This is a genomic window from Pontibacter qinzhouensis (genome assembly GCF_008017455.1).
GTDB lineage: Bacteria > Bacteroidota > Bacteroidia > Cytophagales > Hymenobacteraceae > Pontibacter > Pontibacter qinzhouensis.
Map to the genome: position 1 here is coordinate 1 of NZ_VRTY01000153.1, position 9,243 is coordinate 9,243.

General features: G+C 44.5%; 9 protein-coding genes and 1 pseudogene. 4 read left to right on the forward strand and 6 right to left on the reverse strand.

Going from position 1 to position 9,243, the window contains the following annotated elements; all coding sequences use genetic code 11:
• Positions 1 to 210: 210 nt before the first annotated feature.
• The 3 genes and pseudogenes from FVR03_RS25265 to FVR03_RS22910 all read right to left on the reverse strand — a co-directional run bounded on the left by FVR03_RS25265 (position 211) and on the right by FVR03_RS22910 (position 2,455).
• Positions 211 to 426 (reverse strand): annotated as a pseudogene (locus FVR03_RS25265) (IS3 family transposase).
• A gap of 3 nt (positions 427 to 429) precedes the next feature.
• Positions 430 to 564, reverse strand: coding sequence for a hypothetical protein (locus FVR03_RS25065; RefSeq protein ID WP_255474369.1), 135 nt, complete (start codon positions 562 to 564; stop codon positions 430 to 432).
• Between the two features lie 526 nt (positions 565 to 1,090).
• Entirely contained in the window at positions 1,091 to 2,455 is a 1,365-nt protein-coding gene (locus FVR03_RS22910) for a glycoside hydrolase family 88/105 protein (protein WP_147924108.1), read from the reverse strand.
• Between the two features lie 732 nt (positions 2,456 to 3,187).
• On the opposite strand from FVR03_RS22910, the gene FVR03_RS25070 reads away from it, so the two are divergent.
• On the forward strand, positions 3,188 to 3,355 hold the full coding sequence (locus FVR03_RS25070) for a hypothetical protein (RefSeq protein ID WP_255474370.1): 168 nt from the start codon (positions 3,188 to 3,190) through the stop codon (positions 3,353 to 3,355).
• Here FVR03_RS25070 and FVR03_RS25075 read toward each other — a convergent pair.
• Positions 3,329 to 3,460, reverse strand: coding sequence for a hypothetical protein (locus tag FVR03_RS25075; RefSeq protein WP_255474371.1), 132 nt, complete (start codon positions 3,458 to 3,460; stop codon positions 3,329 to 3,331). The genes FVR03_RS25070 and FVR03_RS25075 overlap by 27 nt on opposite strands.
• On the opposite strand from FVR03_RS25075, the gene FVR03_RS25080 reads away from it, so the two are divergent.
• The 3 genes from FVR03_RS25080 to FVR03_RS22920 all read left to right on the forward strand — a co-directional run bounded on the left by FVR03_RS25080 (position 3,452) and on the right by FVR03_RS22920 (position 6,470).
• On the forward strand, positions 3,452 to 4,213 hold the full coding sequence (locus FVR03_RS25080) for a glycosyltransferase (protein WP_255474372.1): 762 nt from the start codon (positions 3,452 to 3,454) through the stop codon (positions 4,211 to 4,213). The genes FVR03_RS25075 and FVR03_RS25080 overlap by 9 nt on opposite strands.
• A gap of 158 nt (positions 4,214 to 4,371) precedes the next feature.
• Positions 4,372 to 5,460 carry a hypothetical protein gene (locus FVR03_RS25085; protein ID WP_255474373.1) on the forward strand — a complete coding sequence of 363 codons (1,089 nt, stop codon included), beginning with the start codon at positions 4,372 to 4,374 and terminating at the stop codon, positions 5,458 to 5,460.
• A gap of 2 nt (positions 5,461 to 5,462) precedes the next feature.
• Positions 5,463 to 6,470 carry a glycosyltransferase family 4 protein gene (locus tag FVR03_RS22920; protein ID WP_147924109.1) on the forward strand — a complete coding sequence of 336 codons (1,008 nt, stop codon included), beginning with the start codon at positions 5,463 to 5,465 and terminating at the stop codon, positions 6,468 to 6,470.
• Here FVR03_RS22920 and FVR03_RS22925 read toward each other — a convergent pair.
• Positions 6,459 to 7,931, reverse strand: a complete 1,473-nt coding sequence (locus FVR03_RS22925) for a glycoside hydrolase family 130 protein (protein WP_147924110.1) — start codon at positions 7,929 to 7,931, stop codon at positions 6,459 to 6,461. The genes FVR03_RS22920 and FVR03_RS22925 overlap by 12 nt on opposite strands.
• A gap of 151 nt (positions 7,932 to 8,082) precedes the next feature.
• The gene (locus tag FVR03_RS22930) at positions 8,083 to 8,340 is read right to left on the reverse strand and encodes a hypothetical protein (RefSeq protein WP_147924111.1); all 258 of its coding nucleotides are present in this window, start codon (positions 8,338 to 8,340) and stop codon (positions 8,083 to 8,085) included.
• Positions 8,341 to 9,243 lie beyond the last annotated feature (903 nt).

Here is a 9,243-nt window from a genome sequence, read left to right on the forward strand (position 1 = left end):
TCTTTATCCGATGGCTCAATCGCCAATTTCAATACTATCAAAACACCCAATTTTTAGTTGGGTAGAGTAGAAAAATCCTTCACTCTCTGCCGGTTAACCAACCAAAAGCAGCAAAAAGCCCGTAAATCGTATGATTTCGGGCTTTTTTGTTTTTACTCCCCCTCTAAAACATTCAGTTTATCTTAATCCTTAGGGGTTAGAATTGCAATGTTATACTTTAGACTTTTTACAGGTAGCTACTATTTGGTTGTATAGGAGGTTCCCATACTGGCAGGATGTCAGGTAGCTCAGGGCCTTGTGCCTCCTTTTCCGTTTATAAAAGCTTTCGATGTACTCGAAAATAGCTAGTTTAATTTGCTATCTGGTGGTGAATTGGTAGTGGTACACCATCTCTGTTTTCATCGTTTTAAAGAAGCTTTTTGCCACAGGTTAGTTTACAACCTGCTTTTTATTTCCTTGTCTAGCTGTTTTCGCAGCAGCTTTAAGACGCTCCTGGTTTTCTTTTCTTTCTTTGAATTCTTTTTGGCGCTGCTTCTTTTGTTGATTATCTGATCTGGTACTCATCGGCTAATTCGGTTTTATTATACCTAACTAATATACGAGTTTTAAATACACTCCTCCCTTGTCTTATGGCACTTTTATCTACACATCAATTTCATTCTATAACTTATTATTTAGTTATCCAGCTAAGTCAGCGGCTTCGCAGGCACACGGCTTTTCAGCGTTATCACGAGTGCAAAAGCATATACTTATGATTTTTGCCGGATAATTCACCTGTGTCAGTTTAAGCTATGAAATTATTCGAATAAAAACAGCCTCCAGAAGATTTTCCATTAGAATTTTGCCAAGGGTCTGGCCGACAGATTTTATGATGTGCTTGCCTGTTTTTCATGAAAACAGATTAGAAAATACTCACTCCTTGAAAAGAATAACAGAGAGAAACCAGAAACGCCTGCAAATGTAAAGTTTGCAGGCGTTTCTGGTTATCAAACTAGGAGATTAATACTTGCTATTTCAATTAAAATTTAGTTGAAAATAATCTAATTGCACACCTAACTGAGTAATTGTTAGGTAAAGCTGTCATAGTTAATTATTTTTTATTCGTGCGCATGTAATCTTCATACTCCAAAGATGCCATTATAAACGTCCCGATGGCTTTACCTTCATTTTCAACAATGGTCACGTCTTTTCCGCTCAAGTAATAGTTTATTGTTCCTGTACGTGACGGATCTTTGGCTGGACCTAAGCCTGCTGATGCACAGGTTTGAATAACATTGGTTTTGCCATCGGCTTCTCGTATAAAGTTAGTAAGCAGCCCCTGGTACGCCTTTTCAGCCACCGGTACATAAGCAGCTTTGTCAAGCAGACCAAGTCTGATACCTTTCAGGTAGGCATAGGTGAAAATAGAGGAGCAGGACGCTTCCAGGTAGTTCGGCGCTGTTCCCACATTATAGGTTTCACCGGCTATGGTATCACCTTTGCCATCGGCTGTTGTGGTAGCATCGTACTGCAGCAGCTGGTACCAAACACCCGATTCCTGATCTTGCCAGCGTTTTAAACCTGCCGCCACCTGGTGGTAAATCTGCAGTACATCGTTGTAGTCTTTGTGGTCTTTCGGCATATATTCCAACACATCTACCAGCGCGGCAAAATACCAGCCCATACCACGTCCCCAGAACTCCTTGCTACATCCTGAAAATGGTTCTGTTGAATTGGCCCAAAAAGAGTTAGAGTCAGCTGGAGTAGCCGACCAGGCATGGTAGTTCAGTTGTTTCTCAGGGTTATAGGTAAATTTGTGAATAGTTTTAAACTGCTGCGCAATGTCTTCCCAGCTTTCGCTGTTCTCATTTGCATCAGTTTGCCCAAAAGCATCCTGCCATTGCGCATAAATAGGCGACCCCATGTACAAACCATCGAGCCACATCTGGTTGGGGTATATAGCTTTGTGAAAAAATCCTCCGGCTCCGGGCAATCCGGCTGCTATGCGAGCGTGGTCATGCTTCAGGGTGTTGCGAATAACGGTTGCACCAGTTTTATAGCGCTCGGCATCCTTTGTGTTGCCCTTCCTCATTTCTTCTTCATAAAGTGCGAAAAAGATTCTTCCGGCCGGCAGGTCGTCTATGTTACTTGGCCTTAGTGCAGCTCCTCCCTTGGAGTCCAGCATCATGGTGCCATCTTCATTTAAGTTTCTATCTGCAAAGGCTTTAACAGCATCATAATACTCTGTTTTCTCCGGGTACATGATCCAGGCTTTCAGCACAGCACTTGCAACAAGACCAGACACATAATCCCATCCGGTATCTGCTAGCTTGGCCTGATGATGCCTGTTAGTGTAAAAATCAACTAAGCCATGAGACTCTACCATCTTCTGCGACCATTGTGGCGATTCTTCCTGCTTGGTTGAACTACAGGAAAGTACTGCGAAGGAAATCAGTAGTATAAAAAGGTTTTTCATGATGTAATATAAAACAGATATTTTGGATGATCTAGTTTACTAATGGTTGTTACTGAATAAGTTCTGATTTAAAGCAGAATTATCTTGATCTCGTACGTTGACCATAGCAGTCTGCTTCCTGACAAATATAGGGAAATTACATTAGAGCATTTCTGTGTATCGTGGTCCATTTTTGAACGGCGGCTTCTAAAGTACATCGTAACCAACAGCCTCAGTAGTTTTTTATTGTAATCCAGCATCAGAGGGCTTATAAAAAGGTTATGACAGATAAATTACCCTAATTTAATGGTAGCTCCTGAATTATTCGAATGAAAACAGCCTCCAAAAGATTTTAAAGCAGAATTTAGCCAAGGGTCTATTCAACATTTTTTTAATTCCGGATAGTTATGGCGCTATTTATAACTGCATTTACTTAGCTTGTTTACTAGCATCCAGTATGGCTTTTCCTTTCAGAGTAATAGGTTTCACTTAAAGCGCTTAAAAGTTAAGTTTTGAATTCCTCTTAATTATATTTTCTTCTGGACAGATACTTTTTCTCTCACCAAAGTAAAAGAACTGATAAGTTGCAGTTCTAGTGCAAATCCAGAATTTTCAGAAAGCAGGCTGAGCCACTGGTAAAGGAATATTATCTGAACCTTTATAGTAGTAGCTCACGTTATAAATTTGTACAAAACTTATTTCTGTTTGGAAATTGTCTTTCATTCAGATTCTCTCCTTTTCCCTTTCTGACTTATGCGAATTGCCTATATCTCCACATACTTACCGCGCGAATGCGGTATTGCAACTTTTAACGACAATGAGGAGCGGGCCATTCTGGCAAACTTCCCTGATCAGACCATTCAGGAAGATGGCTTTGGCATTGCCATCAACGATTTAGATGAGCTGAATACCTACGATTAACCGAAGCACATAAAGTTTGTTATCAGGCAGAATCGTCAGAAAGACTACATCGAAGCGGCTACCTTTATAAACACCAGCGATGTACAGGCGGTGGTCATGCAGCATGAGTTTGGCATTTATGGGGGCGAGAGTGGTATTTATGTGCTGCCGCTGCTTCATCGGCTGGAAGAGCCATTGTTTACGGTGCTGCATACGGTGTTGCAGGAGCCATCGCATATTCAAAAACTCATTATTCAGGAAATTGCAGCACGCTCAGCCAAAGTAATTGTAATGAGCCGGCGTGGCATTGAGTTTCTGATAGCCATATATGGTATAACTCCGGATAAGATACAGTACATTGAGCATGGGGTACCAGATCTGGAGGCTCCTGCCATAAACCCCTTAAACAAGGTATTACCCTTCCGTAACCATAAAGTACTGCTGACTTTCGGGCTTTTAAGTCGCAACAAAGGTCTCGAAACAGTTATTCAAGCCTTGCCTAAAATTGTGGAAAGGCATCCTGATGTAATGTACGTCATTCTGGGCAAGACACACCCTACTATTCTGCGAACCTCAGGTGAGGAATACAGGGATTCTTTGAAGCGGCTGGCAGTGCGCCTGCATGTCGACAAGCACTTAACGTTCATCAATAAGTTTGTGTCGGAAGAGGAGCTGATGAATTACCTGTCGGCGGCCCATAGTTATGTAACGCCCTATCTGAACGAGGCCCAAATTACCAGCGGCACGCTGTCTTATGCTGTGGGCGCCGGAGCGGCAGTAGTCTCTACCCCATACTGGCATGCCCAGGAGCTGCTGGCAGACAACAGGGGGCGGTTATTTCCATTTAAAGATGCCACCGTACTACCGATACCATACTAGAGCTACTAGACCAGCCGAAGACGCTGCAAGCCCTTAAAAAGAATGCCTACGAATACGGCCTGCACTTACGCTGGCCACAGATCGGCGCCGATTACATCCGGACGATTCAGGAAAGCAACAAGCAGGAAGTAGTTGTAGAGAAAGAGCTGCTCCAGATCGTGGACCCGGAGAGAATACCGGAGTTCAGCCTGACGCATGCCTGCCGCCTAACCGATGATACCGGCATTGTGCAGCACGCTAAATACGGCATTCCTAACCTGAAAGAAGGTTACTGCCTCGACGACAATGCCCGCGCCCTGATTATGGCGCTGATGGCCTACCAGCGCAACAAAAGCCAGGAAGCACTGGAGTTGCTACCCATTTACCTCAGCTTTTTACATTACATGCAATGCGACGACGGAAACTTCCGTAATTTCCTGAGCTTTAGGCGCGAGTATTTAGATGAAGTGGGTTCTGAGGATTCTTTTGGCCGCACGGTCTGGTCGTTGGGTTACCTGATTAGCTGCGCCCCCAACAACTCTTATCGGGAGTTTGCCGGGGAGCTGTTTTTGCGTTCTGTTCCCCACTTCAGGCAGCTTCACCATTTACGAGGCATGGCGAATACCATTATTGGGCTGAGCTATTACCTGAAAGCGCATCCCGACGACGATCAACTGCTTCAGGAACTTGTTGGCTTAACGGCGCCTTTAATGGAGTCTTATGCACAACATCGCGGCAGTGAGTGGCATTGGTACGAAGAGAAGCTAACTTACGATAATGCCATACTGCCTTTGGCGCTGCTCCACTCTTACGAAATAACAAACGATGAAAAGGTGAAGGAAGTGGCTATGGAGTCGATGGCTTTTCTGGACAGTCTTACCATGGAAAAAGGCTACCTTAGCCCGATAGGCAATAACGGCTGGCATCAGCGTGGGGGAGAGGTGCCGGTGTTTGACCAGCAGGCTATAGAAACAATGGCGATGGTGCTGCTGTACCTGCAGGCCTACCAAAGTACACAAAGTCCCGAATATGTCGAGAAATTGTTTATCAGCTACCAGTGGTTTTTAGGAGACAACATTTTGCGTGTTCCCTTGTACGACCACGAAACAAAAGGCTGTTGCGACGGACTGCAGGAAACAGGGCTTAACCGCAACCAGGGGGCCGAGAGCACGCTGGCATACCTCATCTCTCACCTGGCCGTACTGAAGGCTTTGGAACTTGAATACGAGTACGACCTGGCCAGTCAGGTAACAGAACCGACACGTTAACCATGAAAGTAGCAGTATTAGCTCCTATAGCCTGGCGCACTCCGCCCCGCCACTACGGCCCCTGGGAACAGATGGCTTCCAACGTAACCGAAGGTCTTCTGAGCTTAGGAGCCGACGTAACTCTTTTTGCCACAGCAGATGCTATAACAGCAGGAAAGCTGGATGCTGTAGTAGACACAGGATATGAAGAAGACCGCACACAGGATGCCAAAGTAGTAGAATGCCTGCACATCAGTAACGTAATGGAAAAAGCGGCTGACTTTGATATCATTCACAACCATTTCGATTTTCTGCCACTTTCGTATTCCCGGCTTATTTCAACGCCCATGGTCACTACCATCCATGGGTTTTCTTCATCCAGAATTTTGCCGGTTTACCAGAAATACAACGCCACTTCACACTACGTCTCCATCAGCAATGCCGACCGCAGCCCAGCTTTGGAATATAGGGCAACCATCTACAATGGCATTCGGGCAGCAGCATTTACCTTAAACGTACAACCGGAAGATTACCTGTTGTTTTTTGGGCGCATTCATCCTGATAAAGGCACGGCAGAAGCTATTGAGATTGCACTGCAGAGCAAAAAGCGGCTGCTTATTGCCGGCATTATTCAGGACCAGCATTATTTTGATGAGAAGGTAAAGCCTTTTTTAGGCGAACAAATAGAGTTTTTAGGCGCTGCCGGCCCTGAAAGCAGGAACAAGCTTCTAGGTAATGCCATAGCGTTGCTGCACCCCATCCTTTTTGAGGAGCCCTTTGGCTTAAGTGTGGCAGAGGCCATGCTGTGCGGCACACCAGTTGTTGCCTTCAACAAAGGCGCTATGCCAGAGCTGATTCAGCATGAAGAAACCGGGTTTCTGGTAAAAGACACCAGCGAGGCAGTGGCTGCCGTGCAGCAAATAAGCTACATCAGCCGCCACACCTGCCATGCCTGGAGTTTAGCGCAGTTTTCGCAGCAGAAAATGGCTACAGATTACCTGCACCTTTACAAGCAAATTTTAAACAGCTAAAGACGGGCTGCGCAATTTATTCAGCAAGGCGTTAAGATCTACTGTGGCAAAGGAGGAGCAATAGTCGGAGAGCCCGTAGGGAATAACCAGTTGCCCATTATGCACAATAGGCCCGCAGGAGTAAAGCACATTCGGTACGTAGCCTTCCCTTTCATCTTTATTCGGAATGAGCAGCGGCTCGTCCAGGTGGCTTATCTCTTTGGATGGATCGTCGAGTTGCAGCAGGCTGGCACCTATGCAGTAGCGGCGCATTGGGCCAACTCCGTGCGTAAGCAGGAGCCAGCCGTGCTCTGTCTCTATCGGTGAGCCACAGTTGCCTACCTGCACAAATTCCCACGGGTATTTCGGGCATTGTATGCGCACCGGGTTTTCCCACATGTTAATATTGTCGGAGTACATAATGTAGTTGTTCCAGCCATCGTTGCGGGAAGCCATTACGAATTTGCCGTTAATTTTGCGGGGAAAGAGCGCGAAGTTCTTGTTCTGTACACCGGTGCCATAGAGCGGCATAATTTTGAAGTTATAAAAGTCCTTCGTCTTCAGCATTTTAGGCACTATAATTTCGCCATCGTAGGCCGTGTAGGTAGCAAAATACACAATGCTGCCGTCCTCCTCGGTAAAGCGCACAAAGCGGGCATCTTCAATACCTTTGCGCTCAAACTCAGAGATGGGAAAGATCACCCGGTCAGATATATCGGTGTCGAGGGAGAAGGTGATTTTGTAATAAGAATCGGCCAGCCACAACACCTTATCATACTCCATTTTAGACTGTTCATCCGGCTGCGCCTGTTTCATTTGGCTGATGAGCGCCTTTAGCTTGTTGTAATCAAACTTCTCTTCTAACTGGTCTGCTACTTCTTTCAGCACATGCTGGGCAATTTTGCCGCTGTAGGCGTTATCAAAAAACAAGCTTTTTTCGTAGGCAGAGCTGTGTATAATTTCAGCCTCATCCACATGGTTTCCGACCGGGTCAACGGTTATGTTACAGGCTTTGTCGAGCAAGGCCCTTCTGAAGACAATAGACGAGATGTGGCCTTCGCCTACGGCCCTGAAGCTGATGATAACTCGTTTCTGACCTTCTTCCAGCTCCGTCTGGTCCGGGTCCTCTACAATAGATGGATTAAAAAATGCGGCTGATTCTATAGAGTATTCGTGCGTGAAAAAAGAGCCGATCAGTAACCTGCGGTAGGTGTGCAACTGCTCGTAGTCGATGTTCAGCTCTAAGAATATGCGCTGCAGGCGGCTGCAATGCCGGTTAAGTACTTTGGTTATGTTCCGGTGCCTTTTAGAATACTCCTGCAGGATAGGAGAGATGGTACTGAACACTTTTTCGTCGTTCATTTCCATTACGTGCTGTATTACCTGCCGGGCCCGTTCTTCGCTGTTAAAGAAGTAGCGGGCAATAACCCGTTTAGGGTCCGGGTATATCTTTGCATTCTTTCTCTCAATGGTAAGTCTCATATAAGTAAGGAAAATGAAATTAATAGTATAATTGGGTAACGTTAAGAATGCTACTTTCTATGCTGTTATGTTGTGCCTACAGGCTACCTTCGGCATCACCGCCCTTATTGTAATAGGGCCACGCTTCAGAATACAAGCCCCAGTGAGGATTTTATAAGGTTTGTGCAGAGGTTAAAGGAATTAAGAAAAAGGTTTTAAGTGCTTTTTCCGAGCAAATAAAAAAAGTCCGAACTTCCGCCCGAACCTCCATTTTTATAGTTTCTAATGCAGTACCTGGTGTTTTTTGCCCTGGCTTCCTTCTGCCCCGGTTGCCTTTGGGCCAGCCTTCGTCATGCTCTGATTTCGTCAGCTGTTGCTGTTTTATTTGCTGTAATGTTAACGAAATAGAAGCAGCTATTTGCGCAGCCATTAACATCGTTCTAAAGGAAAAGCAAATATAAGTTTCTGCACCTACAATAAGTTATGAGCTGGTGGCAAGCCACTAGTTAGCTATACGCGTGGTGTTGCGAATTGAACGGAATTATAAAATTGATGCATGTAAGTAAAGCCATAATTTTGCTTTTAAGTATTGCTGAAATTTGATAAACGTTTGATTAACAAGTAAATGAGAATTCTAAAACTTTGAAATGTGGATTTATGGTTCCTTTTAAAATATAACCGTAAAGCCACAGGATAGCTCAATTTGCTGTGTCTCCTGTTACAGCACTGCAATTGATGATGCTTCAATGTAACTCCATTATGGCTTCTGCACTTTCAGGAAGTAACTCCCTTGAAGACACTTAAAAAGTTATCTAAGTTAGTACAATCAAGGAAGTTTAATCGGATAATGAAAAGCAAGTGTTATCGTCCAGATTATTTAAATGAAAACACTCTCCAGAAGGCTTTCAATCAAAAATTCGCCAAGGGTCTCGACATGTTTAAGTTGAATGTACTTTGTGCGCCTCAAAGAGATGTAGTAAAAAAGGCAACATAATACGGGTCAGAGACATCGGTTTTGTCAAACCAAATAAAAAACAGGTGGAAAAAAATGCTGGATTCAGAGAAGTTAAATCGCAGGCAATAATCTGGTGCAACACAGTTAAAAAGGTAGAGCAGCCCTTGACTGAAAACAGTTGAAATATCTTCTGAAGGCACTTTTCATTAGAATAATCTGGCTTTAGAAGCAGTTGCTAATTGCCATTTGCTACAGTATCAAAAAAATGTGGGAGCAACGTGTTGTTCTACGTTGCTCCCACTTTTATTCTATTACGTTGGAGTTCAGCAGTATCAGAATAACTGCTACTGGTTCTCTAGCATTGCCTGTTTCAGCTCC

Excerpts from the sequence above, each read along its gene's own strand:
- FVR03_RS22925 (WP_147924110.1), bottom strand. The coding sequence starts at position 7,931 with ATGAGACTTACCATTGAGAGAAAGAATGCAAAGATATACCCGGACCCT.
- FVR03_RS22920 (WP_147924109.1), top strand. The coding sequence starts at position 5,463 with ATGAAAGTAGCAGTATTAGCTCCTATAGCCTGGCGCACTCCGCCCCGC.
- FVR03_RS25065 (WP_255474369.1), bottom strand. The coding sequence starts at position 564 with ATGAGTACCAGATCAGATAATCAACAAAAGAAGCAGCGCCAAAAAGAA.
- FVR03_RS25070 (WP_255474370.1), top strand. The coding sequence starts at position 3,188 with ATGCGAATTGCCTATATCTCCACATACTTACCGCGCGAATGCGGTATT.
- FVR03_RS25075 (WP_255474371.1), bottom strand. The coding sequence starts at position 3,460 with ATGCTGCATGACCACCGCCTGTACATCGCTGGTGTTTATAAAGGTAGC.
- FVR03_RS25080 (WP_255474372.1), top strand. The coding sequence starts at position 3,452 with ATGCAGCATGAGTTTGGCATTTATGGGGGCGAGAGTGGTATTTATGTG.
- FVR03_RS22930 (WP_147924111.1), bottom strand. The coding sequence starts at position 8,340 with ATGGCTGCGCAAATAGCTGCTTCTATTTCGTTAACATTACAGCAAATA.
- FVR03_RS22910 (WP_147924108.1), bottom strand. The coding sequence starts at position 2,455 with ATGAAAAACCTTTTTATACTACTGATTTCCTTCGCAGTACTTTCCTGT.